Genomic DNA, 25,393 nt, shown 5'->3' with positions numbered 1-25,393 from the left:
TCTCAGCCCGCCGCCGCGGCGGCCCGTACCGCCGCGCAGATCCGGGCCACGTCCTCGTCGCCGGTCACGTACGGCGGCATCGTGTAGATCAGGTCCCGGAACGGGCGCAGCCACACGCCCTCCCGGACCGCCGCGCGCGTCGCCGCCGCCATGTCGACCTCGTGGTCGAGCTGGACGACCCCGATCGCGCCGAGCACCCGCACGTCCCGCACCCCCGGCAGGGCGGCGGCCGGGGCGAGCCCGTCGCGCAGCCCGGCCTCGATCCGCTCGACCTCGACCCGCCAGTCCTGCGAGAGCAGCAGGTCGATCGAGGCCAGGGCCACCGCCGAGGCCAGCGGGTTGCCCATGAACGTCGGCCCGTGCGCCAGGACCGGCACCTCGCCCCGCGAGATCCCGTCGGCCACCCGGCCCGTGCAGAGCGTCGCGGCCATCGACAGGTAACCGCCCGTCAGCGCCTTGCCCACGCACATCACGTCGGGGGAGACCCCGGCCGCGTCGGCCGCGAACAGCGTGCCCGTGCGCCCGAACCCGGTCGCGATCTCGTCGAACACCAGCAGTACGCCGTGCTCGTCGCAGGCCTCCCGCAGCACCCGCAGATAGCCCGGGTCGTGGAAGCGCATCCCGCCCGCGCCCTGCACCACCGGCTCCACGACCACCGCGGCCAGCTCGTGCGCGTGCCGCCCGATCGCGGTCCGCAGCAGCTCGGCGTACGACTCCTCGTACGCGGCCGGCGGGGCGTCCGTGAAGACCTGCGGCTGGAGGACCCCGGCCCACAGCTCGTGCATCCCGCCCTCGGGGTCGCACACCGACATCGGCTGCCAGGTGTCCCCGTGGTAGCCGCCGCGCCAGGTGAAGAGCCGTCGCTTCTCGGGACGGCCGAGCGAACGCCAGTACTGCAGGCACATCTTGACCGCCACCTCGACGGAGACCGAGCCCGAGTCGCTGAGGAAGACGTGCCGCAACGGTTCGGGGGTGATCTCCACGAGCCGGCTCGCGAGGCGGACGGCCGGCTCGTGGGTGAGCCCGCCGAACATGACGTGGCTCATCCGGTCGAGCTGACCGCGCGCCGCCTCGTTGAGGACGGGGTGGTTGTAGCCGTGGACCGCCGACCACCACGAGGACATGCCGTCGATCAACTCGGCCCGGCCCTCGGCGGGTTCGGCGAGCCGGAGGCGCACCCCGGACGCGGACGCGACGACCAGCGGCTCCGTACGGCCCGGCATGGGGCCGTACGGGTGCCAGACGTGCGCCCGGTCCAGGGCGAGGAGCTCGTCGTTACGCATTCGGCGCGAGGTCCGTCCCGGCTCCCCGGCGGCGCACCGCCACCAGATCGGTCCGGGCGCCGCCCGGCGCGGTCTCGGCGGCCGGAGCCTCGGCGGACTCCCGGTCCGGGACGTGCCCGCCGCAGGGGCCGCAGCCGCCACCGGAGTGCGAGCCGCAGCCCGTACCGCCCTCAGCCGCGCCGCCCTCCGCCGGGGCGTGCGAGCCGCACCCGCCGCCGGCCTCCGCGCCGCCGCCCGAACCGCAGCCGCCGCCGGCCGCCGCGAGCGCGTCCGCGCGGTGCGCGGGCAGCGTGGGCGTGCCCGCGCCCTCCACCTCGAAGCCCGCGTCCGCGATCATGTCCAGGTCGGCCCGGCCGGCCTGGCCCTCACTGGTCAGGTAGTCGCCCAGGAAGATCGAGTTCGCGATGTGCAGCGCGAGCGGCTGCATCGAGCGCAGGTGCACCTCGCGGCCGCCGGCGATCCGCACCTCGACGTCGGGGCAGACGAAGCGGACCATCGCCAGGATCCGCAGGCAGCGCTGCGGGGTCAGGTTCCACTCCTTGGCGAGCGGGGTGCCCTCGAACGGGATGAGGAAGTTGACCGGCACCGAGTCCGAGCCCAGCTCCCGCAGCGCGTACACGACGTCGACCAGGTCCTCGTCGGCCTCGCCCATGCCCGCGATCAGGCCCGAACAGGCCGACAGGCCCGCGGAGTGCGCCTTCCGCACGGTGTCCACCCGGTCGGCGTACGTGTGGGTCTTGGTGATCCCGCCGTACGTCGCCTCGGACGTGTTCAGATTGTGGTTGTACGCGTCGGCGCCGGCCTCCCGCAGCCGCTCCGCCTGGCCGTCCGAGAGCAGGCCGAGGCAGGCGCACACCTCGACGCCCTCGTTCTGCTCCTTGATGGCCTCGATGGTCCTGCCGACCCGCTCGACGTCCCGGTCCGTCGGACCGCGTCCGCTCGCCACCAGGCACACCCGCTTGGCGCCGCCCGCGACGCCCGCCGCGGCGGCCCGGGAGGCCTCGTCCGGCTTCAGCCAAGTGTACTTGAGGATCTCCGCCTTGGAGCCGAGCCGCTGCGAACAGTACGAGCAGTCCTCGGGGCACAGGCCGGACTTGAGGTTGACCAGGTAGTTGAGCTTCACCCGCCGTCCGAACCACCGGCGGCGCACCTTGCCGGCCGCGGCCACCACATCGAGCAGTTCGTCGTCGGAGGTCGCCAGGACGGCGAGCGCTTCTTCACGGGTCGGCGGCTCGCGCCGCAGCCCCTTCTCCACCAGCGTGTTCAGCAGGTCCATAACCGCTGATCCTGGCCTACCGCCCGCCCCCGGGCCAAGGAGGATCCGAACAAACGGCCCCGAACGAGGTGTGTGGATGACCACACCACGATCCCGGTCCCCTGCGGCTAGGGTCTGTGCGCTGCCTACAAAAGCCGCCGACCGGCCGACCCGCCGGCGAGGACGCCGACGGAGGATCCCGCATGCCACAGGCCGACGACGCACGGGCGGACGACGCACGGGCCGCCGGGGCCGCGCCGGACGACGCACGGACCGCCGGTCCGCGCCGCACCGCCTTCGACTGGACCGACGCCGAGGCGCGCCGCCGGGCCGACGCCGGTCTCGTCCGCACGCTGCGGCCCCGGGCGGCCGAGTCGGACCTCCTCGACCTGGCGGGCAACGACTACCTGGGCCTCACCCGCAGGCCCGAGGTCACCGGAGCGGCGGCCGGGGCGGCCCGGCGCTGGGGCGCCGGCTCCACCGGCTCCCGGCTCGTCACCGGCACCACCCTGCTCCACACCGACCTGGAGCGCGAACTCGCCGCCTTCTGCGGCTTCGAGGCGGCCCTCGTCTTCTCCTCCGGCTACACCGCCAACCTCGCCGTGCTCACGGCGCTCGGCGGCCGGGACTCCCTGATCGTCTCGGACGCGGCCAACCACGCCTCCCTGGTGGACGGCTGCCGCCTGGCGCGCGCCGAGACCGCAGTCGTCCCGCACGCCGACCCCGAGGCCGTACGGAAGACCCTGGAGGCGCATCCCGGGCGCCGGGCCCTCGTCGTCAGCGACTCCGTCTTCTCCGTCGACGGCGACCGGGCCCCGCTCGCGGAGCTCGCCGCCGCCTGCCGCGCGCACGGCGCCGGGCTCGTCGTGGACGACGCCCACGGCTTCGGCGTCCTCGGCGACGGCGGCCGGGGCGCGGCGCACGGCGCCGGGCTCGCGGGCGACGCGGACGTGGTCGCCACCCTGACCCTGTCCAAGTCCCTGGGCAGCCAGGGCGGCGCGGTCCTCGGCCCGGCCCGGGTGATCGAGCACCTGGTGAACGCCGCCCGCACCTTCATCTTCGACACCGGCCTCGCCCCGGCCGCCGTCGGCGGCGCCCTCGCGAGCCTGCGCCTGATCGAGGCCGAACCGGGACTCGCCGGACGGGTCCGCACCGTCGCCACCGGCCTGTACGAGCGGCTGACCGCGGCCGGTCTGACGGCGGCCCGGCCCGACGCGGCCGTGGTCTCGGTCCGCGCCCCCTCGCCGGAGGCGGCGCTGCGCTGGGCGGCGGACTGCCGGGAACAGGGGCTGGCGGTCGGCTGCTTCCGGCCCCCGTCCGTCCCCGACGGCGTCTCGCGCCTGCGCCTCACGGCACGCGCCGACCTGACGGACGCGCAGGTCGACCGCGCGGTGGAGACGGTCCTGCGGACCGCGCCCGCCCGCTGAGGGCCGGGCCGGAGGCGTTCACGCGTCGTACGGTTCACCGCTTCGGGCGACAGATGGGCCCCGGCCCGGTGGAACCCCGTACGGCGCGGCGCCATCGGTGGGACTCTGACGCGCAGTGGATCCGGGGCAGCGGCCCCGGGCGGGAAAGGGACAGAGTCGCCATGGCAGACCATCAGGAAGCATCCGTCACCCTGCCGAGCGAGCCCGCCTCGGTCCCCGCCGCCCGGCGGTACGTCGCGGAGGTCCTCACCGACTGGGGCCTCGACGAGTCCTCCGACCAGGCGGACGCGGTCCGGCTGATCGTCTCGGAACTGGCCACCAACGCCGTCCTGCACACCTTCGGCCAGTCGCCCACCTTCACGGTCGGCGTCCGCCTGGAGCGCGGCGAGCAGCTCCACGTCGGCGTCACGGACAGCCACCCGCGCCACCCCCGCCGCCTTCCGGCGGCGGTCCAGCAGGACAACGGGCGCGGCATGGTGATCATCCGCTCCCTGGCGGCGGAGTCCGGCGGCCGCCTCTCGGTGACCCCGACCGCGGAGGGCGGCAAGACGGTCGGCATCGTCCTGCCGTGGAAGGCGGCCGCGCCGGTGGGCTGTTAGCGCTCCTCCGGCGGCCGGGGCCTCCCCGGCGACGGTTCGGGTGCGGCGGCGCCACCGCACCCCCCCCGGCGTCCTTCACGGCGCCCGGTCAGCGCCCGGGCGGGGTCACCGGACGCGTCCGTAGTAGACCTTCGACGACCAGATCTTGTCGAGCTTCACCCAGGAGCCCGTCTTGGGCGAGTGCCAGATCTTGCCGCTCCCGGCGTAGATGCCCACGTGGTAGACCCTTCCGCCGGAGTGGAAGAAGACCAGGTCCCCCTTCTGCCTGCTGCCGGCGGAGACGTGCCGGGTCTTGTTGTACTGCTGCTGCGCGGTGCGGGGCAGCGACTTGCCCGCCTTCTTGTACGCGTAGAGCGTCAGGCCCGAGCAGTCGAACCGGGAGGGCCCCGCGGCCCCGTAGCGGTACGGCGCGCCCTTCTTGGAGGCGGCGATGCTCAGCGCCTTGTTCGCGTGTGCGGTGGTCGCCGCTTGGGCCTCCGGTGCCGCGCCCGGCGCGAGCAGCGTGCCGCCGACGGCGGCGAGGGTGAGAGCCGAGACGGCTCCGGCCCGGGACAGCAGGGACGGGACGTGCATCTGCGCAGTCATGCGCAACCCTTCGTCAGCCGCCTGTGAAGGATGACCTGTCGGGTTCGGGCAGGCGAAGATGCCCGGCCGCGGTTGCGGCTTCACCCCAAGGGCCCATCCCGCTGCGGAAACAGCGCGTACGGCCCGTACTGCTCGGGTCCTCCACTCCTGCCGATCCAATCCTGTCGACCAGACGTCCGGGACAGCGGCAGGACTCGGCGTCCGCCCGGACCGCCCCGCCTCGGATGGCGGGGGCTTGTCGTCGGCAGGGATCTTGCCCCACAACTTGGTCGAAATCCGAGTGGAAACAGCGATATGTGAGAGTCCTCACGACTGATCCATTCGAGTGGACAGGATGCTTTCGTGATCGTCGGAGGTTTGGCCAAAGGGCCCCGTACCAGCAAAGGAACGCCTGATTCGGCCAGATGTGTACACTCGCCGCGCAACTCGCCGGAGCCATATGTCGACTCATCGACTCAACCGAACGGACGAGCGCTTCCGGCGCGGATGTCGGCCGTCCGGCCCTCGACACGACATGCCGGAATGTCAACTCCGTCGCGCCCGGGGGAGCGTGACCCGCCCGGCCCGCCGCTCCCCGTCCAGCACCCGCAGGGAGCGCGCCGGGGTCTCCGCGTGGACCTCGCTCTCGCCCCGCGCGTGCATGAGGGCCAAGGAACGTCGCGCAGCTCCTCCGCGCGTCCCGCGAGGGCCTGAGCCGCCCTCAGGGCCCCATGGGCATGCGCGGTTCCGGATGGGTTGATCCTCCCCACGAGGTCGACGACCGCGAGGTGTGCGTCGACGAACTCGCCCTCGGCCCGGGTCGGGGCGGGCAGCGGCGGCGGCTCGGGAACCACGGCCCGCTCACCCGACCGCGTCGCGCCGGCTCGGGACCACGTGGTCCACGAGCCCGTACTCGACGGCGGCCGGGGCGTCCAGGACCGTGGGGCGGTCGAGGTCGGCCCCGACCCGCTCGCTGCTCCGTCCGGCGTGTTCGGCGAGCAGCCCGGCCGTCGGGGCGCGCTGACGGAGCCGCCGGGGGAGTTGATGTGGAGCGCGATGTCCCGGTCCGGCGCCGCGTACTCCAGCTCCGGGTTCCACTCCCTCGACTCCGTTCCCGGCGAACAGGGCACTTCGGGCTCGCGGCCCGCCACCACGAGCCCGGCGCTCCCCGGTGGTCGCCACCGGTCGGATGATCATGGGAACGCAAAGCCGGAGTTAACGAGCCGGAAAAACTTCCGCCCTAACGTGCAATGTCTCGCCGCGGACCGCATCCGAGCAGTTCAACAGAGTGTTGACGCTCGGTAGGGTCCGCAGCTGTCCGGGTGCCGTCCCGGTCGACGACTGTGAGGTGGAAGAGTGCAACTGAGCCCGCACGAGCAGGAACGCCTGCTCATCCATGTGGCGGCGGACGTGGCCGAGAAGCGCAGGGCCCGGGGCGTACGGCTCAACCACCCCGAGGCCGTCGCCCTCCTGACCTCCCACATCCTGGAGGGCGCCCGCGACGGCCGGACCGTCGCCGAGCTGATGGCCTCCGGCCGCAAGGTGCTCACCCGCGACGACGTCATGGAGGGCATCCCCGAGATGATCCACGACGTCCAGGTCGAGGCCACCTTCCCGGACGGCACCAAGCTCGTCACCGTCCACGACCCCATCGTCTGAACGGGCGCCGCCGAATGATCCCCGGAGAGATCCTCCACGCGGACGGCCCCGTCGCCCTCAACGAGGGACGCCCCGTCACCCGCCTCACCGTGCTCAACGCCGCCGACCGGCCCGTCCAGGTCGGCTCCCACTACCACTTCGCCGAGGTCAACCCCGGCCTGGAGTTCGACCGCGCCGCCGCGCACGGACGACGGCTGCACATCGCCGCCGGAACCGCCGTCCGCTTCGAGCCCGGCATCCCGGTCGAGGTCGAACTCGTCCCGATCGCCGGCCGCCGCGTCGTGCCCGGACTGCGCGGCGAGACCGCCGGCCCGCTCGACGCGGAGACCGCCCCGAGCACCGACGAGACCCCCGCCGGGGCGAACGGAGACCTCCGTGCCTGAGCTGCACCGCGCCGTCTACGCCGACCTGTTCGGCCCCACCACCGGCGACCGCATCCGCCTCGCCGACACCGACCTCCTCGTGGAGATCGAGGAGGACCGCTCCGGCGGCCCCGGCCGCGCCGGTGAGGAGGCCGTCTTCGGCGGCGGCAAGGTCGTCCGCGAGTCCATGGGCCAGGCCCGCACCACCCGCGCCGAGGGCGCCCCCGACACCGTGATCACCGGCGCCGTGGTCATCGACCACTGGGGGATCGTCAAGGCCGACATCGGCATCCGCGACGGACGGATCACCGCCCTCGGCAAGGCCGGCAACCCCGACACCATGGACGGCGTCCACCCCGACCTCGTGATCGGCCCCGAGACCGAGATCGTCGTCGGCAACGGGCGGATCGTCACCGCCGGAGCCGTCGACGCCCACGTCCACTTCATCTCGCCGACCGTCGTCGAACAGGCCCTCGCCACCGGCGTCACCACCCTCGTCGGCGGCGGCACCGGACCGGCCGAGGGCACCAAGGCGACCACCATCACCCCCGGCCCCTGGCACCTGGCCCGGATGTTCGAGGCGCTCGACACCTTCCCGGTCAACATCGGCCTCCTCGGCAAGGGCAACACCATGTCCCGCGAGGCCATGCACTCCCAACTGCGCGGCGGAGCCCTCGGGTTCAAGATCCACGAGGACTGGGGCGCCACCCCGGCCGTCATCGACACCTGCCTGGACGTGTGCGAGGAGACGGGCGCCCAGCTCGCCATCCACACCGACACCCTCAACGAGGCCGGCTTCGTCGGCGACACCCTCGCCGCCATCGCCGGCCGCACCGTCCACGCGTACCACACCGAGGGCGCGGGCGGCGGGCACGCACCCGACATCATCACGGTCGTCTCCGAGCCGTACGTCCTGCCCAGCTCCACCAACCCGACCCGGCCGCACACCGTCAACACCATCGAGGAACACCTCGACATGCTGATGGTCTGCCACCACCTCAACCCGGCCGTCCCCGAGGACCTCGCCTTCGCGGAGTCCCGCATCCGGCCCTCCACCATCGCCGCCGAGGACGTCCTGCACGACCTCGGCGCCATCTCGATCATCTCCTCCGACTCCCAGGCCATGGGCCGGATCGGCGAGGTGGTCATGCGGACCTGGCAGACCGCCCACGTCATGAAGAAGCGGCGCGGCGCCCTGCCCGGCGACGGCCGCGCCGACAACCACCGGGCGCGCCGCTACGTCGCCAAGTACACGATCAACCCGGCCGCCGCCCAGGGCATGGACCACCTCATCGGCTCCGTCGAACCCGGGAAGCTCGCGGACCTGGTGCTCTGGGAGCCCGCCTTCTTCGGCGTGAAACCGCTCGTCGTCATGAAGGGCGGCCAGATCGCGTACGCGCAGATGGGCGACGCCAACGCCTCCATCCCCACGCCCCAGCCGATCCTGCCCCGCCCGATGTTCGGCGCGCTCGGCAAGGCCGCGGCGGCCGGTTCGCTCAACTTCGTCGCGCGGGCGGCGATCGAGGACGACCTGCCGCAACGCCTGCGCCTGAACAAGGAGTTCACCGCCATCGGGAACACCCGGCGGGTCACCAAGGCCGACATGCGCGAGAACGACGCGCTGCCCCGGGTCGAGGTCGACGCGGACACCTTCACGGTGACCATCGACGGCGAGGCGGTCGAACCCGCCCCCGCCGCCGAACTGCCCATGGCCCAGCGCTACTTCCTCTTCTGATGACGGCGCGAACGGATACGCGGACGGATACGCGTGCGCATACGCGGACGGGGACGCGCTCGGCTCTGCTCGTGCTCGCCGACGGGCGGTTCCCCGCCGGCGGGCACGCCCACTCCGGAGGCGCCGAGGCCGCCGTCCGGGCCGGCCGGATCAAGGACGCCGACGACCTGGAGGCCTTCTGCCGGGGACGCCTGCACACCACGGGCCTCACCTCCGCCGGACTCGCCGCCGGGGCCGCGCACGGACTCGACCCGTACGCGCTCGACGCGGCGGCCGACGCCCGCACCCCCTCGCCCGCCCTGCGCGCCGCCGCCCGCAGACTCGGCCGCCAGATGATGCGGGCCGCCCGCGCCACCTGGCCGGACCCCGGGCTCGACGCGCTCGCGGCCGCCTTCCCGCGCGGCGCCCACCAGCCCGTCGTCCTCGGCGCCGCCGCCCGGGCCGCCGGACTCGGCCCCGAGGACGCGGCGCACTGCGTGGCGTACGAGACGGTCGGCGGTCCCGCGACCGCGGTGGTGCGCCTCCTCGGCCTCGACCCCTACCGGGCCACCGCCGTCCTCGCCCGCCTCGCCCCGGACATGGACCGGGTGGCCGAGCGGGCGGCGGCGGCCGCCCGGGAAGGGGTGGACGCACTCCCGGCCGCCTCCGCACCCCTGCTCGACCTCACCGCCGAACAGCACGCGGCCTGGCCGGTCCGCCTCTTCGCGTCCTGACGCCCCGGCGTCCCCGGTACCCCGGCACCCCGCCCCCTTCCCCCGACACGACCACCCCGGAGCCGCCCCATGCACCTCGACCACGCCCCCACCCACCACGGCGCCGTCTCCGCCGACGCCCACCGTCCCGACGGCACCCGCCGCGCCCTGCGCGTCGGACTCGGCGGACCGGTCGGCTCCGGCAAGACCGCCACCGTCGCCGCCCTCTGCCGCGCCCTGCGCGACACCCTCTCCCTCGCCGTCGTCACCAACGACATCTACACCCGCGAGGACGCCGAGTTCCTGCTCCGCGAGGCCGTCCTGCCGCCCGAGCGCATCCGGGCCGTGGAGACCGGCGCCTGCCCGCACACCGCCATCCGCGACGACATCTCCGCCAACCTCGAAGCCGTCGAGGAGCTGGAGGACGCCGTCGGGCCGCTCGACCTGATCCTCGTCGAGTCCGGCGGCGACAACCTCACCGCCACCTTCTCCAAGGGGCTCGTCGACGCCCAGATCTTCGTCATCGACGTCGCCGGCGGCGACGACATCCCCCGCAAGGGCGGCCCCGGCGTCACCACCGCCGACCTCCTCGTCGTCAACAAGACCGACCTCGCCCCGTACGTCGGCTCCGACCTGGAGCGGATGGCCCGCGACGCCGAGGAGCAGCGCGGCGAACTGCCCGTCCTCCTCACCTCCCTCCGCTCGGCGGAGGGCGTCGGCCCCGTCGCCGACTGGGTCCGGGCGCGGCTCGCGGCGTGGACCGCGTGAGCCTGCGCGCCACCGCCCGGATCGCCGCCGACGCCGACGGAGGGCTGCCGCTCCTGGTGAGCGACGGCCCGCTCGCCCTGCGCCGCACCCGGGCGGCGGAGCCGTACACCCGGGTCACCGTCGTCGGGGCGATGAGCGCCCCGCTCGGCGGCGACCGGCTCGCGATCGAGACGGCGGTACGGGCCGGGGCCCGGCTCCTGGTCGACTCGGCCGCCGCCACCCTCGCCCTGCCGGGCCGGAGCGCCGAGCCCGCCGCGTACGACGTCCGGATCGACGTCGCCGACGACGGCGTGCTCCGCTGGCTGCCCGAGCAGGTGGTCTCCGTCGAGGGCTCGCGCCTGCGGATGCGCACCACCGTCGAACTCGCCCCCACCGCACGGCTCGTCCTGCGCGAGGAGCAGGTCCTCGGGCGGCACGGCGAACCGCCCGGCACCCTCACCACCCGTCTCACCGTCCGCCGTGCCGGGCGCCCCCTGCTCGACCAGGAGCTGTCCTTCGGCCCCGGCGCCCCCGGCGGCTGGGACGGCGGCGCGGTCCTCGGCGGCCACCGGGCCACCGGGCAACTCCTCGTCGTCGACCCGGCGTTCGCGGAGAAACCGGTGGAGACCCGGTTGCTCGGGGAGCACGCGGTGATCGCCCCGCTCGCCGGCCCCGCCGCCCTCGTCACCGCCGTGGCCCCGGACGCCCTGGCCCTGCGCCGCCTCCTCGACACCGCCCTGGACGTCCTCGCCCCGTTCTGAACCCCGCCCGCCCGCGCCGGGCGGATCACCGCTCAGCGGTACACCGCTCTCCGGTTATTGGTTCGGCAAAGAAACACGCGTTCGCCCTTTCCTCCCGGGTACCCCGGGCGAAAGGATCCCCTGGACCACCAACACCCGGCGCCACCACGGGAAACGGCGCCCCCACCGGGGGAGGACACGTGAGACGTACGACAGTGCTCGGCTCGGCCGGCACGCTGATAGCGGGCGCGCTCGTCGCGGGCGCGCTCGCGGCTCCGGCCGCGAACGCCGCGAACGCCGCGAGCGACCGGCACCACAGGGACGCCGAGTCGGTCGGCGTCGCCGTCGCCGCGGCCCGGGCCGCGGCCACGGGCGTCGATTGGCAGGACTGTCCGGCCGGCTGGGGCCTGGAGAAGCCGATCCAGTGCGGCTGGGTCACCGTCCCCGTCGACTACGCCAGGCCGAACGGCAAGAAGATCAAGCTCGCCGTGGACCGGATCGACTCCACCGGCACCCCCGCCGAGCGCCAGGGCGCCCTGCTCTACAACCCCGGCGGCCCCGGCGCCTCCGGCCTGCGCTTCCCCCGCCGCGTCACCACCAAGAACGCCGTCTGGGCGGGCGCCGCCAAGGCCTACGACTTCGTCGGCTTCGACCCGCGCGGCGTCGGCCGCTCCGCCCCCGTCTCCTGTGTCGACCCGACCGAGTTCGTCAAGGGCCCCAAGGCCGACCCGGTCCCCGACAGCGAGGCCGACAAGCGCGCCCAGCGCAAGCTCGCCGCCGAGTACGCCGACGGCTGCGCCGAGAAGAGCGGCGACATGCTGCCCTTCATGACCACGCCCAACAGCGCCCGCGACCTCGACGTCATCCGCGCCGCCCTCGGCGAGAAGAAGCTCAACTTCGTCGGCGTCTCCTACGGCACCTACCTCGGCGCGGTCTACGGGACCCTCTTCCCGGCCCACGTCCGCCGCATGGTCCTCGACAGCGTCGTCAACCCCTCCCGGGACAAGATCTGGTACGAGGCCAACCTCGACCAGGACATCGCCTTCGAGGGCCGCCTGAAGGACTGGATGACCTGGGTCGCCCGGAACGACGCCGCCTACCACCTCGGCGACAGCTACACCGAGGTCCGCGAGCAGTGGGACGTCCTGCGCGCCGCCGCCGAGAAGAACCCCCTAGGCGGCAAGGTCGGACCGGCCGAACTCATCGGCTTCTTCCAGAACGCGCCCTACTACGACTCCATGTGGGCCCCCGTCGCGAAGGCCTGGAGCGCCTACGCCGCCGGTGACCCGCAGCCGCTGATCGACGCGGCCGCCGCCGACCCCACCGACACGGCCGGCAACGCCGCCGCGGAGAACGGCAACGCCGTCTACACCGCCGTCGAGTGCGCCGACGCCCCCTGGCCGACCAGCTGGAAGAAGTGGGACCGGGACAACACCCGCCTCCACCGGAAGTACCCGTTCATGACCTGGTCCAACGCCTGGCTGAACCTGCCCTGCGCCACCTGGTCCGCCCCGCGGCAGCGGCCGGTCGAGGTGAAGACCCGCCCGGGCCTGCCGCCGGTGCTCATCGCCCAGTCCGAGCGCGACGCCGCCACCCCGTACGAGGGCGCCGTCGAACTGCACAAGCGCTTCAAGGGCTCGCGCCTGATCACGGAGCGGGACGCCGGCTCGCACGGCATCACCGGCCTGGTCAATCCGTGCCTCAACACCAAGGTCGAGGCCTACCTGCTGAGCGGCAGGCTGGACGCCGGGGACCAGACCTGCGCCCCGCACGCCACCCCGCAGCCGTAACGGCACGGGCACACCGGTGAGAGGGGGCGGACCGCCGGTGGTCCGCCCCCTCTCACCCGGTCGTCATCCGCGCGCCGCGAGCCACGCGTCCTCCGCCGCGTAGTCGAACCAGTCCACCCCGTACTTCGCGAGGTTCGGGAACGCCTCCCGCCACTCCCGCCCCCGCACCCGTCCGGCCAGCCACTCCACCGTCTCCGGCAGCGAGTCGGCGTACGACACCACCGGCCGGTAGCCCAGTTCCCGCTCCGCCGCCGTCATGTCGTAGACGATCGGGTGCTCCGAGGTCCACGGCGTGAGCCCCACCAGGCCCCCGGGGCCCTCCGGCGCCCCCTCGATCAGCACGTGCTCGCTCTCCACCCCCAGGACCGCGTCGACCGCGGCCCCGATCTCCGCCACCGTCGGCGCCTGCGGATCGGCGCCGTTGAGCACCCGGCTCCCCGGCCTCGCCGCCGCCAGCCGGATCAGTTCCGCGAGGTTGTCCACGTGCGCCGGGTGGAACCGCGACCTCCCGCCGTACGCGAGGACGCGCACCGGCCGCCCGTCGAGCGCCCGCTTCACGAACCACAGCTCGCGCGGCCCCGGGCAGTACGGCCCGTGGATCGCGCCCGCCCGCAGCAGCGTCGTCGGCAGCGCCCCGCCGGCCGCGAGCAACTCCCGCTCCAGGGCGATCTTCCGCGTCCCGTACGTGGTGTCGCCCGGCGCGACCGTCGGCCACTCCTCCGGGATCGGCACCGGATAGGCGGGGAAGCCGTCCGGCTCGTCCTGGGTGTCGAAGCTGCGCCCCCGGTCGTCCTCGTAGACGGCGCCGCTCGACACCACCACCGCCGAACCGATCCGGTCGGCGAGCCCCGTCGCCTGCCGGGCGTGGTCCCGGTCGTACGCGACGATGTCCACGAGCACGTCGCAGCCGTCGCCGATCCCCGCCGCGAGCGCCCCCTCCTCGTTCCGGTCGAGCCGCACCGACCGGACCTCCTCCGGCCACCCGTCGTCCCTCCCGCCGCCCCGCGAGGCGGCCGTCACCTCCCAGCCGTCCGCGGCGAGGGCCCGCACGGCCGCCCGCCCCACCTGTCCCGACGCTCCCAGCACGAACGCGTGTCCCTTGGTCATGCACCGGACGCTACGGCCGTCCGGTGCGCGGGCCCAGGGGATTGCGCCGTGCGCGGATCCGCCCTCAGCGTTCTCCGCCGGGGAACTTCCGCGGCTCCCCCTCCGAAGGGCCCCCGGCCTCCGCGGCCTTCACCACCGCCGCGTACTCGTCCACGTACTCCTGTCCCGACAGGCGCAGGATCTCGTACATGATCTCGTCCGTGACCGCGCGGACCACCGCCTTCTCGCCCTCCTGCCCGGCGAACCGGGAGAAGTCCAGCGGCTCCCCGAACCGGATGGTGACCCGGCGGATCCGCGGCACGACCCGTCCCGGCGGCTGGATCTCGAAGGTCCCCACCATCGCGCAGGGCACCACCGGCACCCCGGCCCGCAGCGCCATCACCGCCACGCCCACCTTGCCCTTGTAGAGCCGCCCGTCGTGCGAACGGGTCCCCTCGGGATAGATGCCGAGCAGCTCGTCCCGGTCGAGCACGCACAGGCCCTCGCGGATCGCCGCCTGCCCGGCCTCCTTGCCCGAGCGGTCCACCGGGATCTGCCCGGCGGCCCGGAAGAAGGCGGCCGTGAGGCGTCCCTTGAGGCCCGGCCCCGTGAAGTACTCCTGCTTCGCCAGGAAGGTGATCCGCCGGTCCAGGACGGCCGGCATCAGGAAGTGGTCGGAGAAGGAGAGGTGGTTGCCCGCCACGATCGCGGCCCCCTCCGCCGGGACGTGCTCGAGCCCCTCGATCCGCGGCCGGAACAGCAGCTTGAGCAGCGGCCCGAGGAACACGTACTTCATCAGTTGGTAGAACACTCGCGACCCCGTTCGCCCGTCCGACGGACCGTCCGTCATCCGTTCGTCTTCCCGCCACGCCCGTTGTATCCGCGCTCGGGCCCGTGGTCCACTGGTGGGGGAGCGTCACCATGACGAACGCGCACGGAACGAACGGAACGAGACGCCCCGGCCGGATCCTCACCGCGCTCCTCTGCGCGCTGACGGCGGCCGGTCTCCACGGCTGCTCCGGCACGGCCGGGTCCGACCCGCCCCCCGGCACCACGGCGCCCGCCGGCCGCTCGCCCCTCACGGGACTCCCCGCCGAACCCGCCCCCGTCCTCGCCGTCAAGATCGACAACGTGGCGGCGGCCCGCCCCCACACCGGGCTCGGCGCGGCCGACCTCGTCTACGTCGAACAGGTCGAGGGCGGCGCCACCCGGCTCCTGGCCGTCTACTCCTCCCGCCTCCCCGAGCGCGCCGGACCCGTCCGCAGCGCCCGCGAGTCCGACATCGCCCTGCTCGCCGCCCTCGGCCGGCCCGCCCTCGCCTACTCCGGGGCGCAGTCCGCCCTGAACCCGCTGCTCCGGGCCGCGCCCCTGTACCCCGTCACCGAGAGCACCACGCCCGCCGCCTTCCTGCGCTCCCCGGACCGGGCCGCCCCGCACAACCTCTACCTGCGCCCCGCCCGAGCCCTCGCCGCCGCCCCGGACGCCACGGACGCCCGGGACATCGGCTTCCGCTTCGGCGCCGCCCCGCCGGACGGCACCCCGGCCACCACCTCGACCGTCCGCTACCCGGCGGCCCGCTACACCTTCACCTGGTCCGCCGCCGACCGCGCCTGGCGGGTCGCCATGGACGGCCGCGAGGCCCGCGCCACCGACACCGGGCCGCTCACCCCGGAGACGGTCGTCGTCCAGCGCGTCACCGTCCGCCCCTCCGACTTCCACGACCGGTCCGGCGCGGTCTCCCCGTACACCGAGACCGTCGGCGAGGGCACCGCGCTCGTCCTGCGCGACGGGCGCGCCCACGAGGCCCGCTGGTCCCGGCCCTCCACCGCGTCCGGCACGTCCTTCACCACGCCGGACGGCGCGCCCCTGGCCTTCGCCCCGGGGCAGGTCTGGATCGTCCTCGCGCCGCGCTGAGGGGCGTACGGAAGGGGTCAGAGACCCGTGGGGCCCGTCGGGCCCATGGGGCCGGGGCGCTCCGGCGGGCGCCGGCGCGGACCGGCGGGGGCCGTCCCGTTCTCCGCGGCGGCGACCCCGATCGTCACCACGACCAGCACCATCAGACCGAACCAGAGCCAGCCGCTGCTGCCGAGCGCCACCGTGTACGCCGTCGTGAGCACCAGCGCGGCGCAGGTGAGCACCGCCATCGTCTTCGTGGGACCGGACATCGTCCGTCCTCCTCCCGACCGGGGCCGCGGAAGCCGTCCCGACCATCGTGACCCGCCGGAGGGGGCACGCGCTACTCCCCGGACGCTCCGGCGCGCGCCGGAAAACGCCTTCCGCACGCAGAACGGGCCCGGCGCCGCACCGGCACCGGACCCGTCCACGACCTCCCGGAGGTCAGCGCCCCCGCGCCTGGAGCGAGGTCAGATAGGCGTTGTACGCCTCCAGCTCCTTGTCCCCGTCCCGGTCGGCGGCCCGGTCCTTGCGGACCGCCTGCCGCTGCTCGGAGTGGTACCACTGGTAGACGAGCGCGATGAGGACGAGCACGGACGGGATCTCGCTGAACGCCCAGGCGATGCCGCCCGCCGCGTTCTGGTCGGCGAGCGCGTCGATCCCCAGCGAGGCCGGCGGGTTCTCGTACGCCCCGACCATCGGCTCCGAGGCCATCATCAGCGCGATGCCGAAGAAGGCGTGGAACGGCATGCCCGCGAACAGCTCCAGCATCCGCATCACGTACCCCGGCCGGTGCGGGCCCGGGTCCACGCCCATGATCGGCCAGAAGAAGACGAGGCCGACCATCAGGAAGTGGACCATCATCCCGATGTGACCGGGCTTCGACCCCATCAGGAAGTCGAAGAGGGGCGTGAAGTACAGCGCGTAGAGGCTCGCGATGAACATCGGGATCGTGAAGCCGGGGTGCGTGATCACCTTCATGTACCGGCTGTGCAGCAGCTTCAGGAGCAGCTCGCGCGGCCCGGTCGAGCCCCGGCCCGCCACCGGCAGCGCCCGCAGCGCGAGCGTCACCGGCGCGCCGAGCAGCAGCAGGATCGGCGACAGCATGGAGATCACCATGTGCTGCACCATGTGCACGCTGAACATGACCATGCCGTAGTCGTTCAGCTTGGTGCACATCACCAGGGCGACCGTGAGGACGCCGACCGCGAAGAACACCGTCCGGCTCACCGGCCACGCGTCCCCGCGCCGCCGCAGCCGCGCCACGCCCCACCCGTACAGGCCGAGCGCAGCGAGGCAGCCGATCAGGAAGAAGAGGTCGGGAGAGAACTCCAGGCCCCGCCCCAGCGTGAACGGCGGCAGGTCCGTGGTCATGCCGTGCCCGCTGTGATCCATCCGTACACTCCCGGAGCCCGATTCGCACTTGTTGTCCGCACCAGACTAGAACCGCCCCCGGCCGCGATCGCGACCGGGGGCGGGTGTCACGCACGGCAGCCGTCAGAGCACGCACTCCGCCTCGGCGTAGCGGTCGGCCGGGACCGTCTTGAGGGTCTCCACGGCCCGCGCCAGCGGGACCGTCGTGACGTCCGTGCCGCGCAGCGCGGTCAGCATGCCGAACTCGCCGCGGTGCGCCGCCTCCACCGCGTGCCAGCCGAAGCGGGTCGCCAGGACGCGGTCGTACGCGGTCGGGGTGCCGCCGCGCTGGACGTGGCCGAGGATGACCGGCCGGGCCTCCTTGCCGAGCCGCCGCTCCAGCTCCACGGAGAGCTGGTTGGCGACGCCGGTGAAGCGCTCGTGGCCGTAGATGTCGGTGCCGGCGGTCTTGAACTCCATCGAGCCCTCGCGCGGCTTCGCGCCCTCCGCGACCACCACGATCGCGAAGCGCTTGCCGTCCTCGAAGCGGGCGCCGACCCGGGCGGTCAGCTCGTCCATGTCGAAGGGGCGCTCGGGGACGACGACCGCGTGCGCGCCGGCCGCCATGCCGGAGTGCAGCGCTATCCAGCCGGTGTGGCGGCCCATGACCTCGACGACCAGGACCCGCTGGTGGGACTCGGCGGTGGTCTTCAGCCGGTCGAGGGCCTCGGTCGCCACGGTGACGGCCGTGTCGAAGCCGAAGGTGACGTCGGTGGAGGCGATGTCGTTGTCGATGGTCTTCGGCACGCCGACGATCGGGAGGCCCGCCTCGGAGAGCAGGTTCGCCGCCTTCAGGGTGCCCTCGCCGCCGATCGGGATGATCGCGTCGAGGCCGAGGTCCGCGACGTGGCCCCGGGCGCGCTCCACGCCGTCGACCAGATGGGCGGGCTGGACCCGGGAGGAGCCGAGGATGGTGCCGCCGCGGGCGAGGATGCCGCCCACCGCGTCGAGGTCCAGCTTGCGGTAGTCGCACTCCAGGAGGCCCTTCCACCCGTCGTGGAAGCCGATGACCTCGTCGCCGTGGTCCACCACGGCGCGGTGGACGACGGACCGGATGACAGCGTTCAGACCGGGGCAGTCTCCGCCGGAGGTGAGCACGCCAATGCGCATAGCCCGAAAACCTTTGCAACGTGGGCCGACTCCCGGACCACGTCGTCCGGCTGGATCCCCGCCACCCTATCGTCGCGGGGTGGCGGGGCCGAACCGGATGTCCGCACAGTGGACAACGTACGTTCGTACGAGAGGCGCGGACGGACCGTGCGGGACGGTCAGGCGGGCTGGGTGGCCGTCGCGATGCGCTCGGCGCGCAGCGCCTCGTACCAGCGGTCGTCCGTCGGCGGCAGCGCGTTCACGTCGAGGGCCAGCTTCAGGAGCAGGTCCGCGATCTGCGGGTTGCGGGCCATGACGGGGCCGTGCATGTACGTGCCGAAGACGGTGTCGTTGTACGCGCCCTCGGTGCCGTCGCCGGTGCCGTTGCCCTTGCCGAGGACGGTCCGGGCGAACGGCCGGGCCGTCGGGCCGAGGTGGGTGATGCCCTGGTGGTTCTCGAACCCGGTCAGCTGGGGCAGGCCCAGGCGCGGGTCGATGTCCGCGAGGACGTCGCCGACGCACCGCTCGCCCTCGCCGCGGGTCGAGATCACGTCGATGAGCCCGAGGCCGGCCTCGCGCTCGCCGAGGTCGTTGATGAACTCGTGGCCCAGGATCTGGTAGCCGGCGCAGACCGAGAAGATGATCGCGCCGTTGGAGGCGGCCCGGCTCAGGCCGCCGTCCCGCCGCAGCCGCTCGGCCGCGAGCCGCTGCGGGCGGTCCTCGCCGCCGCCGATCAGGTAGATGTCGCCCGAGGTCGGCACCGGCTGGTCGCTGCGGACGTCGACGCGCTCGACGCTGAGACCGCGCTGCAGGGCGCGGCGCTCGACGACGAGGACGTTGCCCTGGTCGCCGTAGGTGCTGAGCAGGTCCGGGTAGACCCAGACCAGGCGCAGGCTGCTGTCACTCATGCTGCATGTCCTCTACGGGTCAGTTGCCGACGCGGCGGCGGACGTCCTGGAAGGCGGTGTAGTTGGCGATCAGCTCGATCTGTCCGGGCGGGGCCATCGTGACGGCCTCGTCGAGGGTCTCGCAGACGCGGAAGTCCACGCCCGCGACCTCCAGGCGGACCGCCAGGTCGAGCCGGCGGTCGCCGATCACCATGATCGGGTGGCCGGCGAGCCGACCGTAGTCGACGTCCCACAGCCAGGAGGTGTCCGTGCCGTCGGCGCCGCGCGCGTTGACGGAGAGGATCACCGGGGCGGGCGGGCCGTCGATGAGGGAGAAGGTCTCCAGCCAGCCGGCCGGGTTCTTCGCGAGGAGCAGACGCAGGTCGCGGTTCTGGAAGGAGACCACGTCGTAGCGGCCGGCGACGGCCTGCACCTGGTACATGCGCTCCAGGGCCACCTGCGGCGGCACCCCGAAGACGGCGGCGACGGCGGCCGAGGTGGTGGCGTTCGCCTTGTTGGCGCGGCCGGGGAGCTGGAGCCGGATCGGCCAGGCCGAGCCGTGCGGGTCGAGCACGTGGTCGCCGCTGAGCGCCCAGCTCGGCGCGGGGCGCCGGAAGCCGCACTCGCCGCAGAACCAGTCGTCGCCGGGGCGCTGCATGACGCCGCCGCAGGCGGGGCACGACCAGGCGTCGTCCTTCCACTCCTGGCCGGCGGCGACCCACACCACGTTGGGGGAGGAGGAGGCGGCCCACACGATCAGCGGGTCGTCGGCGTTGGCGATGACCACGGCCTTGGTGCCGTTGAGGCCCTCGCGCCACTTCTCGGCGAGCATCCGGGTCTCGGCGGCGCGGTCGAGCTGGTCGCGGGAGAGGTTGAGCAGCGCGATCGCCTTGGGCGTGGTGTCCCGGGCGACGCCCGCGAGGTACTTCTCGTCGACCTCGATCACGCCGTACCTGGACTCCGAGCCGCCGGCGAGCGCCGAGGTGATGCCCGCGGGCATGTTGGCGCCCAGGGCGTTCGAGACGACGGGTCCGGCGGCGCGCAGGGCCTCCGCGATCAGCCGGGTCGTGGTCGTCTTGCCGTTGGTCGCCGACACCAGGACGACGTCCAGGTGCTGGGCGAGGCGGCCGAGGAGGTCGGGGTCGAGCTTCAGCGCCACCCGGCCTCCGATCACCGATCCGCTGCCGCGCCCCGCCGCCCGCGACACCGCGGCCGCGGCCCTGCCCGCCGTCACGGCCAGCTTGGCGCGCGGCGACAGCGGCTCTGGATTACCGGGGTGTCCTGACATCGTTCCTGTTCCTCCTCGCGTCGGTCCGGGCTCAGCCTATCGAGATCCGGCCAGGAGCCCGAACAGCGGCACCGCCGAGCGTCGTGGGAAACGGGCAGGTCACGGCGGACCGTACCCTTACCGGCATGCGAAACCGTCCCATCCCCGGCAGTTCCGGCCTGGTCCGAGCGATGACCCTGCTCGGCGACCCCGTGCTGCACGCGCCCTGCGCGCCCGTCACCGACTTCGGGCCCGAACTGGCCCGGCTCGTCGAGGACATGTTCGCCACGATGTACGCGGCGAACGGGGTGGGTCTGGCGGCTAACCAGGTGGGCGTGGGTCTGCGGGTCTTCGTGTACGACTGCCCCGACGACGAGGAGGTCCGCCATCTGGGGCACGTGGTGAACCCGCGCGTGGTGGAGGCGGACGGAGACGTGGTCGGGGGGCCGGAAGGGTGTCTCTCCCTGCCGGGCCTGGAGGCCCCGACGCCCCGGTTCGACCGCGCGGTGGTGGAGGGCGTGGACCTGACCGGGGCCCCGGTGCGGATCGAGGGCACGGGGTTCTTCGCCCGCTGCCTCCAGCACGAGGCCGACCACCTGGCGGGCGGGGTCTACGCGGACCACGTCACGGGGTGGCGGAGATCACGTCTGCTGCGAGCGATCCGCAAGCAGCCGTGGGGCGGCGGCGTCTCGGCCCTGGAGGGCTGAGACACCGCCGGCGGGTCTCAGAAGCCCGGCCCGTCCGCGCGGTCGTCGGCCTCGGCCAGGCGGCCCCAGAGGAGGTCCGCCAGGCTGCGGACGAGCTCGGCGCGGGAGCAGGGGCGCTCGCCGAGCCACCAGTCGCCGGCCGCGTGCATCATGCCGACGATGCCGTGGCCCCAGATCCGGGCCTGGGCCTCGGCGGCGGGGCCCAGGTCGACGCGTTCGGCGATGACCCGGCCGAGCTCCTCGCCCATGCGGCGAAGCAGCGGGGCCGAGTGGCGGCCGACGTCGAAGCCCTGCTCGTTCTGGTGGGGTTCCTCGGCGGGATGCATGAGGAAGCGGTAGACCTGGGGCATCGCCTCGATCGAGGCGAGGTAGGTGTCGAGGGTGGCCTCGACCCGGCGGCGCCGGTCGGAGGGGGCGTCGAGCGCGGCCCGCAGGGCGTCGAGGAGCGCGTCGGTGTGCCGGGTGGCGAGGGCGCGGTAGAGACCGCCCTTGTCGCCGAAGTGGCGGTAGAGGATCGGCTTGGTGATGCCGGCCTCGGCCGCGATCGCGTTCATGGACGCCTTGGGGCCGTCCCGGAGCACCACCCGGTCCGCCGCCTCCAGCAGCTCGCGCCGCCGCTGCTCGGCGGGCGTCTGCTGGTCGGTGGTCCGGTGCGCGATGTCCATGTGCCTGTCTCCCCGGCCGTACGGTCTCGATCCCGCCGTCCCGCGCCCGGCGGTCCGGCGGTGCTGTGTGCTGTGTGTGTCGGGCCGTCGCAACGTAACACCCGGTCCGGTCCCGGTGCCGGTCGGGCCGGACCGCCTCCGCGCAGGTTGACAGCCCCTACCAGGCGGTAACAGACTGCTGTTACCGCAAGTAACATACTGCTGGGAGGGAAAATGGGCGAGTTCACGTTCGAACTCAACGAGGACCAGAAGCAGGTGCGCGACTGGCTCCACGGCTTCGCGGCCGACGTCATGCGTCCCGCGGCCGCCGAGTGGGACGAGCGTGAGGAGACCCCCTGGCCGATCATCCAGGAGGCGGCCAAGCTCGGAATCTACTCCCTCGACTTCTACGCCCAGCAGTTCTTCGACCCGACCGGCCTCGGCATCCCCATGACGATGGAGGAGCTCTTCTGGGGCGACGCGGGCATCGCCCTCTCCATCGTCGGCACCGGCCTCGCCGCCGTCGGCGTCCTCGCCAACGGCACCGAGGAGCAGATCGGCACCTGGGTCCCGCAGATGTACGGCGACGCGAACGACGTCAAGGTCGCCGCCTTCTGCTCCTCCGAGCCCGACGCCGGCTCGGACGTCGCCTCCATGCGCACCCGGGCCGTGTACGACGGGGCCAAGGACGAGTGGGTCCTCAACGGCACCAAGACCTGGGCGACCAACGGCGGCATCGCCAACGTCCACGTCGTCGTCGCCGTCGTCGACCCGGAGCTCGGCTCCAAGGGGCACGCCTCCTTCATCGTGCCGCCGGACACCCCCGGCCTCTCCCAGGGCCAGAAGTTCCAGAAGCACGGCATCCGCGCCTCCCACACCGCCGAGGTCGTCCTGGAGGACGTCCGGATCCCCGGCCACTGCCTCCTCGGCGGCAAGGACAAGCTCGACGAGCGCCTCGCCCGCGCCCGGGAGAAGGCGAAGGCCGGGGGCGAGCGCGTGAAGAACGCCGCCATGGCCACCTTCGAGGCCTCCCGCCCCGCCGTCGGCGCCATGGCCGTCGGCACGGCCCGCGCCGCGTACGAGGTGGCCCTCGACTACGCGAAGACCCGCGTCCAGTTCGGCCGCCCGATCATCGAGAACCAGGGCGTCGCCTTCCAGCTCGCCGACATGGCCACCCGGATCGACGCGGCCCGCCTCCTGGTCTGGCGCGCCTCCTGGATGGCGACGGCCGGCAAGCCCTTCACCTCGGCCGAGGGCTCCATGTCCAAGCTGTACGCCAGCGAGGTCGCCAAGGAGGTCACCGGCCAGGCGATCCAGATCCTCGGCGGCAACGGCTACACCCGCGAGTACCCGGTGGAGCGCATGCACAGGGATGCCGCCATCTACACCATCTTCGAGGGCACCAGCGAGATCCAGCGCCTGGTCATCAGCCGGACGATCGCCAAGTAAGTCAGGTCGCCTCGGCGCGCGTTCGCCCCGCACCCCTCCCGGGGTGCGGGGCGGACGCGTCAGAACGGCCGGAGCACGTCCGCGACCGCGTCGAGCGCGGTCCGCCACGGGTAGGAGGCGGGGTCCTCCAGGTCCGGCGCGTGCGGCACGAACCCGCCCTCGCCGTACAGGACCCGCACCCCGGCGCCGCGCAGGATGTCCAGGGACAGGTCGAACCGGGGGTGCGCGGCGTACGCGGAGTTCACGCACGGCATCACCGCCGTCGGGATCCGCTTCCCGATGCCCTCGGCCACCACCCCGACGAGCCACGTGTCCGTGAGCCCGAGCGCCCACCGGTTGACCGTGTTGAAGGTGGCCGGCGCCACCACGATCGCGTCCGGCTCCGGCCACGCGTCCGGCTGCCCGGGGAGCAGGTGGTCCCAGCGCACGGGGTGGCCGGTGAGCGCGGCGAGGCCGTCGAGGGAGCCGGCGAGCCAGCGGGCGGCCGTCGGCGTGAGGCCGAGGCACACGTCCCAGCCGTCGGCCTGCGCCTCCTCGACGACCCGGGCGACGTCGAAGACGGGTGAGGCGGCACTGCTGAACAGGTACAGGGTCCGAACGTTCATGACCTCCATCCGATCACACGGAGGTCGTACGGGAACGCTCTCGGTCCGGACTCAGCCCTTCCGCTTGCCGTCGCGGAGGTGCAGCGAACGCAGGACCGCTTCGAGCGCGAAGCGGCGGTCGGGGTCGAGGAGCCGGTCGCCGAAGTGGCTGTCCAGGTTCCGCAGCCGGTAGCGGACCGTCTGGGCGTGCACGCCCAGCATCTCGCCGACCTGCTCGGCCGGCGCCCGGGTGGAGACGTGGACGCGCAGGGTCTCGATCAGCCGGTCCCGCCGGCTGCCGGACAGGCCGTCGAGCGGGGCCAGTTCGCGCGCGGCGAGGTGGTGCGTGAGCGCCGGGTCGGAGAGCAGCCACAACGTTGTCAGGTGCTCCTCGCAGCGCACGAGGGGCGCGTCCGGCACGACGCCGTCGTCGATCAGCTGGAGGACGCGCCGCGCCCAGCGGATGGAGTGGGCGGCCTGCGCGGGCGGCACGGTCAGGCCGACGACGGCGGGGGTGCCGGCCAGGGCGGCCTCGAGCATCGTGAGGCGCTCGGCGGTGAGCGGGCCGGGGATGAGCAGGTGCGGCTGGGGGAGGCTGAGGTCGGAGAGGACGTCCCGGTCGAGGCCCGCCTGGACGAGTTCGGCGACCGGGGCCCGTAACGCGACCATGGTGCACTCGGCGGGCAGTTCCCAGGAGGACTCCCGGCACAGCTCGGCGATGGTCGTCCGGGGCAGCGGCGGACCGGCGAGGACGAGGTGGAGGAGCTGCCTGCGCAGCGCCGCCGTGTCCGACATCGCGCGGCCCTGGACCATGCCGTACCCCTCGCGGGAGAGCGCCTCCAGCTCCTCGACGTAGGCGAAGAGGGCGTCCGCGAAGGCCAGGATGAGGGTGGGGGAGAGGTTGTACGTGCGCCCGATGCTCTTGGCCCGGCGCAGCGCGATGCGGGCGCCGAGGCGGTAGGCGCCCTGCAGGGTGTCCAGGTCGCGGCCCTCGTAGGCCTCCACCCGGCCGAACTTGCGCAGCAGTTCGTCGCGGAGGGCCGAGTTCGTCCCGGGGTCGGCGACCCGGTCCACGAAGGCGGCCAGGGCCTGCTCCACGCCCTGGCGGATCGCGTCCGAGTGGGGCCCGTTGAAGAGGTGGGCGTACACGGGGTAGGTCCGCTGGACCTCCACCCCGATCTCCTTGATCAGGCCGGGGATCTCCGGCCTCATCAGATCGGCGAACTCCCGGGGGAGGGGGTCGATGGGCTCGCCGACGCTCGGCGGCTGTGCGATAGCGGGCATGGACCGATCCCTTGCTCTTCTGCGCGACCGGTGGGGGAACGGCGGTGGGGGGGGGGGGGGGGGGGGGGGGGGGGGGGGCGCCCCCCCCCCCGGGGGGGGGGGGGGGGGGGGGGGGGGGGGGGCGGGGGGGGGGGCCGGGGGGGGGGGCCGGTCAGCATGACGGGCATGGAGCACGTGGTCAGATCATCGGACTATTCCTGCCGTCGGGTGATCGGCGGGTTGCTCGTGGTGGTCCTG

General features: G+C 73.7%; 26 protein-coding genes, 1 pseudogene and 1 riboswitch. Of the genes and pseudogenes, 12 read left to right on the top strand and 15 right to left on the bottom strand.

The window, feature by feature from the left end; all coding sequences use genetic code 11:
• Positions 1-2: 2 nt before the first annotated feature.
• Both ACFY7E_RS23135 and bioB read right to left on the bottom strand, forming a co-directional pair.
• Positions 3-1,283, bottom strand: a complete 1,281-nt coding sequence (locus ACFY7E_RS23135) for an adenosylmethionine--8-amino-7-oxononanoate transaminase (RefSeq protein ID WP_389487683.1) — start codon at positions 1,281-1,283, stop codon at positions 3-5.
• Complete coding sequence (bioB, locus tag ACFY7E_RS23130) at positions 1,276-2,559, bottom strand: biotin synthase BioB (RefSeq protein WP_389487681.1); 1,284 nt, start codon at positions 2,557-2,559, stop codon at positions 1,276-1,278. The genes ACFY7E_RS23135 and bioB overlap by 8 nt, the downstream gene beginning before the upstream one ends.
• A 182-nt stretch (positions 2,560-2,741) precedes the next feature.
• Here bioB and ACFY7E_RS23125 point away from each other — a divergent pair, with 182 nt between their 5' ends.
• Positions 2,742-3,965, top strand: a complete 1,224-nt coding sequence (locus ACFY7E_RS23125) for an 8-amino-7-oxononanoate synthase (RefSeq protein ID WP_389487679.1) — start codon at positions 2,742-2,744, stop codon at positions 3,963-3,965.
• 161 nt (positions 3,966-4,126) lie between these two features.
• The gene (locus ACFY7E_RS23120; protein WP_383439199.1) at positions 4,127-4,564 is read left to right on the top strand and encodes an ATP-binding protein; all 438 of its coding nucleotides are present in this window, start codon (positions 4,127-4,129) and stop codon (positions 4,562-4,564) included.
• A 105-nt stretch (positions 4,565-4,669) separates the two neighbouring features.
• Here the strand turns inward: ACFY7E_RS23120 and ACFY7E_RS23115 are convergent, their stop codons facing one another.
• The 3 genes and pseudogenes from ACFY7E_RS23115 to ACFY7E_RS23105 all read right to left on the bottom strand — a co-directional run bounded on the left by ACFY7E_RS23115 (position 4,670) and on the right by ACFY7E_RS23105 (position 6,226).
• On the bottom strand, positions 4,670-5,149 hold the full coding sequence (locus tag ACFY7E_RS23115) for a C40 family peptidase (RefSeq protein WP_389487677.1): 480 nt from the start codon (positions 5,147-5,149) through the stop codon (positions 4,670-4,672).
• A gap of 3 nt (positions 5,150-5,152) precedes the next feature.
• Positions 5,153-5,359, bottom strand: a riboswitch (cyclic di-AMP (ydaO/yuaA leader).
• 315 nt (positions 5,360-5,674) lie between these two features.
• A pseudogene (locus ACFY7E_RS23110) lies at positions 5,675-5,982 on the bottom strand (hypothetical protein).
• 7 nt (positions 5,983-5,989) lie between these two features.
• Entirely contained in the window at positions 5,990-6,226 is a 237-nt protein-coding gene (locus ACFY7E_RS23105) for an ATP-dependent Clp protease proteolytic subunit (protein ID WP_389487675.1), read from the bottom strand.
• A gap of 258 nt (positions 6,227-6,484) precedes the next feature.
• Here ACFY7E_RS23105 and ACFY7E_RS23100 point away from each other — a divergent pair, with 258 nt between their 5' ends.
• The 7 genes from ACFY7E_RS23100 (at position 6,485) to ACFY7E_RS23070 (ending at position 12,853) form a co-directional block, all read left to right on the top strand.
• Positions 6,485-6,787 carry an urease subunit gamma gene (locus ACFY7E_RS23100; RefSeq protein ID WP_030214289.1) on the top strand — a complete coding sequence of 101 codons (303 nt, stop codon included), beginning with the start codon at positions 6,485-6,487 and terminating at the stop codon, positions 6,785-6,787.
• A 14-nt stretch (positions 6,788-6,801) separates the two neighbouring features.
• Positions 6,802-7,170 (top strand): urease subunit beta, encoded by a 369-nt coding sequence (locus tag ACFY7E_RS23095; protein ID WP_383439192.1) that lies wholly within the window; start codon positions 6,802-6,804, stop codon positions 7,168-7,170.
• On the top strand, positions 7,163-8,884 hold the full coding sequence (locus tag ACFY7E_RS23090; RefSeq protein ID WP_389487672.1) for an urease subunit alpha: 1,722 nt from the start codon (positions 7,163-7,165) through the stop codon (positions 8,882-8,884). Before ACFY7E_RS23095 ends, ACFY7E_RS23090 begins: the two co-directional genes overlap by 8 nt.
• Complete coding sequence (locus tag ACFY7E_RS23085) at positions 8,884-9,597, top strand: urease accessory protein UreF (protein WP_389487670.1); 714 nt, start codon at positions 8,884-8,886, stop codon at positions 9,595-9,597. Before ACFY7E_RS23090 ends, ACFY7E_RS23085 begins: the two co-directional genes overlap by 1 nt.
• A 69-nt stretch (positions 9,598-9,666) precedes the next feature.
• On the top strand, positions 9,667-10,344 hold the full coding sequence (gene ureG / locus ACFY7E_RS23080; protein ID WP_389487668.1) for an urease accessory protein UreG: 678 nt from the start codon (positions 9,667-9,669) through the stop codon (positions 10,342-10,344).
• Entirely contained in the window at positions 10,341-11,084 is a 744-nt protein-coding gene (locus tag ACFY7E_RS23075) for an urease accessory protein UreD (RefSeq protein ID WP_389487903.1), read from the top strand. The genes ureG and ACFY7E_RS23075 overlap by 4 nt, the downstream gene beginning before the upstream one ends.
• A gap of 179 nt (positions 11,085-11,263) precedes the next feature.
• Positions 11,264-12,853 (top strand): alpha/beta hydrolase, encoded by a 1,590-nt coding sequence (locus ACFY7E_RS23070; protein ID WP_389487666.1) that lies wholly within the window; start codon positions 11,264-11,266, stop codon positions 12,851-12,853.
• Positions 12,854-12,916: 63 nt separating this feature from the next.
• Here ACFY7E_RS23070 and ACFY7E_RS23065 read toward each other — a convergent pair whose 3' ends face one another.
• Together ACFY7E_RS23065 and ACFY7E_RS23060 are read right to left on the bottom strand one after the other, a co-directional pair.
• Positions 12,917-13,960 carry an NAD-dependent epimerase/dehydratase family protein gene (locus ACFY7E_RS23065; RefSeq protein WP_389487664.1) on the bottom strand — a complete coding sequence of 348 codons (1,044 nt, stop codon included), beginning with the start codon at positions 13,958-13,960 and terminating at the stop codon, positions 12,917-12,919.
• Positions 13,961-14,024: 64 nt separating this feature from the next.
• A complete protein-coding gene (locus ACFY7E_RS23060; protein ID WP_389487662.1) occupies positions 14,025-14,750 on the bottom strand; it encodes a lysophospholipid acyltransferase family protein in 726 nt (241 codons plus the stop codon).
• 110 nt (positions 14,751-14,860) lie between these two features.
• On the opposite strand from ACFY7E_RS23060, the gene ACFY7E_RS23055 reads away from it, so the two are divergent.
• Positions 14,861-15,853, top strand: a complete 993-nt coding sequence (locus ACFY7E_RS23055; RefSeq protein WP_389487660.1) for a DUF3048 domain-containing protein — start codon at positions 14,861-14,863, stop codon at positions 15,851-15,853.
• Between the two features lie 17 nt (positions 15,854-15,870).
• On the opposite strand, the gene ACFY7E_RS23050 is transcribed toward ACFY7E_RS23055, so the two are convergent.
• From ACFY7E_RS23050 to ACFY7E_RS23030, 5 genes are all read right to left on the bottom strand, one after another.
• Positions 15,871-16,104, bottom strand: a complete 234-nt coding sequence (locus ACFY7E_RS23050; protein WP_389487658.1) for a hypothetical protein — start codon at positions 16,102-16,104, stop codon at positions 15,871-15,873.
• 172 nt (positions 16,105-16,276) lie between these two features.
• Positions 16,277-17,227, bottom strand: a complete 951-nt coding sequence (locus ACFY7E_RS23045; protein ID WP_383439174.1) for a cytochrome c oxidase assembly protein — start codon at positions 17,225-17,227, stop codon at positions 16,277-16,279.
• A gap of 102 nt (positions 17,228-17,329) precedes the next feature.
• Positions 17,330-18,355 (bottom strand): 6-phosphofructokinase, encoded by a 1,026-nt coding sequence (locus ACFY7E_RS23040; protein ID WP_389487656.1) that lies wholly within the window; start codon positions 18,353-18,355, stop codon positions 17,330-17,332.
• 158 nt (positions 18,356-18,513) lie between these two features.
• Positions 18,514-19,242 (bottom strand): type 1 glutamine amidotransferase, encoded by a 729-nt coding sequence (locus ACFY7E_RS23035; protein ID WP_383439170.1) that lies wholly within the window; start codon positions 19,240-19,242, stop codon positions 18,514-18,516.
• A gap of 19 nt (positions 19,243-19,261) precedes the next feature.
• Positions 19,262-20,509, bottom strand: coding sequence for a MurT ligase domain-containing protein (locus tag ACFY7E_RS23030; RefSeq protein ID WP_383439168.1), 1,248 nt, complete (start codon positions 20,507-20,509; stop codon positions 19,262-19,264).
• A 125-nt stretch (positions 20,510-20,634) separates the two neighbouring features.
• Here ACFY7E_RS23030 and def point away from each other — a divergent pair, with 125 nt between their 5' ends.
• The gene (gene def / locus ACFY7E_RS23025) at positions 20,635-21,195 is read left to right on the top strand and encodes a peptide deformylase (protein ID WP_389487653.1); all 561 of its coding nucleotides are present in this window, start codon (positions 20,635-20,637) and stop codon (positions 21,193-21,195) included.
• Between the two features lie 17 nt (positions 21,196-21,212).
• Here the strand turns inward: def and ACFY7E_RS23020 are convergent, their stop codons facing one another.
• Entirely contained in the window at positions 21,213-21,860 is a 648-nt protein-coding gene (locus ACFY7E_RS23020) for a TetR family transcriptional regulator (protein ID WP_389487651.1), read from the bottom strand.
• 213 nt (positions 21,861-22,073) lie between these two features.
• Between ACFY7E_RS23020 and ACFY7E_RS23015 the strand changes: the two genes are divergently transcribed.
• Positions 22,074-23,288 (top strand): acyl-CoA dehydrogenase family protein, encoded by a 1,215-nt coding sequence (locus ACFY7E_RS23015; protein ID WP_389487649.1) that lies wholly within the window; start codon positions 22,074-22,076, stop codon positions 23,286-23,288.
• 59 nt (positions 23,289-23,347) lie between these two features.
• Here the strand turns inward: ACFY7E_RS23015 and ACFY7E_RS23010 are convergent, their stop codons facing one another.
• Both ACFY7E_RS23010 and ACFY7E_RS23005 read right to left on the bottom strand, forming a co-directional pair.
• Positions 23,348-23,893: a flavoprotein gene (locus ACFY7E_RS23010; RefSeq protein ID WP_389487647.1), complete on the bottom strand. Its 546-nt coding sequence runs from the start codon at positions 23,891-23,893 to the stop codon at positions 23,348-23,350.
• A 51-nt stretch (positions 23,894-23,944) separates the two neighbouring features.
• Complete coding sequence (locus ACFY7E_RS23005) at positions 23,945-25,156, bottom strand: helix-turn-helix domain-containing protein (RefSeq protein ID WP_389487645.1); 1,212 nt, start codon at positions 25,154-25,156, stop codon at positions 23,945-23,947.
• Positions 25,157-25,393 lie beyond the last annotated feature (237 nt).

The sequence above is a fragment of the Streptomyces sp. NPDC012825 genome (assembly GCF_042900925.1).
Lineage (GTDB): Bacteria > Actinomycetota > Actinomycetes > Streptomycetales > Streptomycetaceae > Streptomyces.
This window is presented reverse-complemented; position numbering and strand designations above follow the sequence as displayed.

Bases quoted from the DNA above. Each gene is read 5' to 3' on its own strand.
- ACFY7E_RS23030 (WP_383439168.1), bottom strand. From the start codon at position 20,509: ATGTCAGGACACCCCGGTAATCCAGAGCCGCTGTCGCCGCGCGCCAAG.
- ACFY7E_RS23135 (WP_389487683.1), bottom strand. From the start codon at position 1,283: ATGCGTAACGACGAGCTCCTCGCCCTGGACCGGGCGCACGTCTGGCAC.
- ACFY7E_RS23085 (WP_389487670.1), top strand. From the start codon at position 8,884: ATGACGGCGCGAACGGATACGCGGACGGATACGCGTGCGCATACGCGG.
- def (WP_389487653.1), top strand. From the start codon at position 20,635: ATGCGAAACCGTCCCATCCCCGGCAGTTCCGGCCTGGTCCGAGCGATG.
- ACFY7E_RS23125 (WP_389487679.1), top strand. From the start codon at position 2,742: ATGCCACAGGCCGACGACGCACGGGCGGACGACGCACGGGCCGCCGGG.
- ACFY7E_RS23015 (WP_389487649.1), top strand. From the start codon at position 22,074: ATGGGCGAGTTCACGTTCGAACTCAACGAGGACCAGAAGCAGGTGCGC.
- ACFY7E_RS23045 (WP_383439174.1), bottom strand. From the start codon at position 17,227: ATGGATCACAGCGGGCACGGCATGACCACGGACCTGCCGCCGTTCACG.
- ACFY7E_RS23010 (WP_389487647.1), bottom strand. From the start codon at position 23,893: ATGAACGTTCGGACCCTGTACCTGTTCAGCAGTGCCGCCTCACCCGTC.
- ACFY7E_RS23065 (WP_389487664.1), bottom strand. From the start codon at position 13,960: ATGACCAAGGGACACGCGTTCGTGCTGGGAGCGTCGGGACAGGTGGGG.
- ACFY7E_RS23055 (WP_389487660.1), top strand. From the start codon at position 14,861: ATGACGAACGCGCACGGAACGAACGGAACGAGACGCCCCGGCCGGATC.
- bioB (WP_389487681.1), bottom strand. From the start codon at position 2,559: ATGGACCTGCTGAACACGCTGGTGGAGAAGGGGCTGCGGCGCGAGCCG.
- ACFY7E_RS23115 (WP_389487677.1), bottom strand. From the start codon at position 5,149: ATGACTGCGCAGATGCACGTCCCGTCCCTGCTGTCCCGGGCCGGAGCC.
- ureG (WP_389487668.1), top strand. From the start codon at position 9,667: ATGCACCTCGACCACGCCCCCACCCACCACGGCGCCGTCTCCGCCGAC.
- ACFY7E_RS23005 (WP_389487645.1), bottom strand. From the start codon at position 25,156: ATGCCCGCTATCGCACAGCCGCCGAGCGTCGGCGAGCCCATCGACCCC.
- ACFY7E_RS23120 (WP_383439199.1), top strand. From the start codon at position 4,127: ATGGCAGACCATCAGGAAGCATCCGTCACCCTGCCGAGCGAGCCCGCC.
- ACFY7E_RS23040 (WP_389487656.1), bottom strand. From the start codon at position 18,355: ATGCGCATTGGCGTGCTCACCTCCGGCGGAGACTGCCCCGGTCTGAAC.
- ACFY7E_RS23050 (WP_389487658.1), bottom strand. From the start codon at position 16,104: ATGTCCGGTCCCACGAAGACGATGGCGGTGCTCACCTGCGCCGCGCTG.
- ACFY7E_RS23020 (WP_389487651.1), bottom strand. From the start codon at position 21,860: ATGGACATCGCGCACCGGACCACCGACCAGCAGACGCCCGCCGAGCAG.
- ACFY7E_RS23035 (WP_383439170.1), bottom strand. From the start codon at position 19,242: ATGAGTGACAGCAGCCTGCGCCTGGTCTGGGTCTACCCGGACCTGCTC.
- ACFY7E_RS23095 (WP_383439192.1), top strand. From the start codon at position 6,802: ATGATCCCCGGAGAGATCCTCCACGCGGACGGCCCCGTCGCCCTCAAC.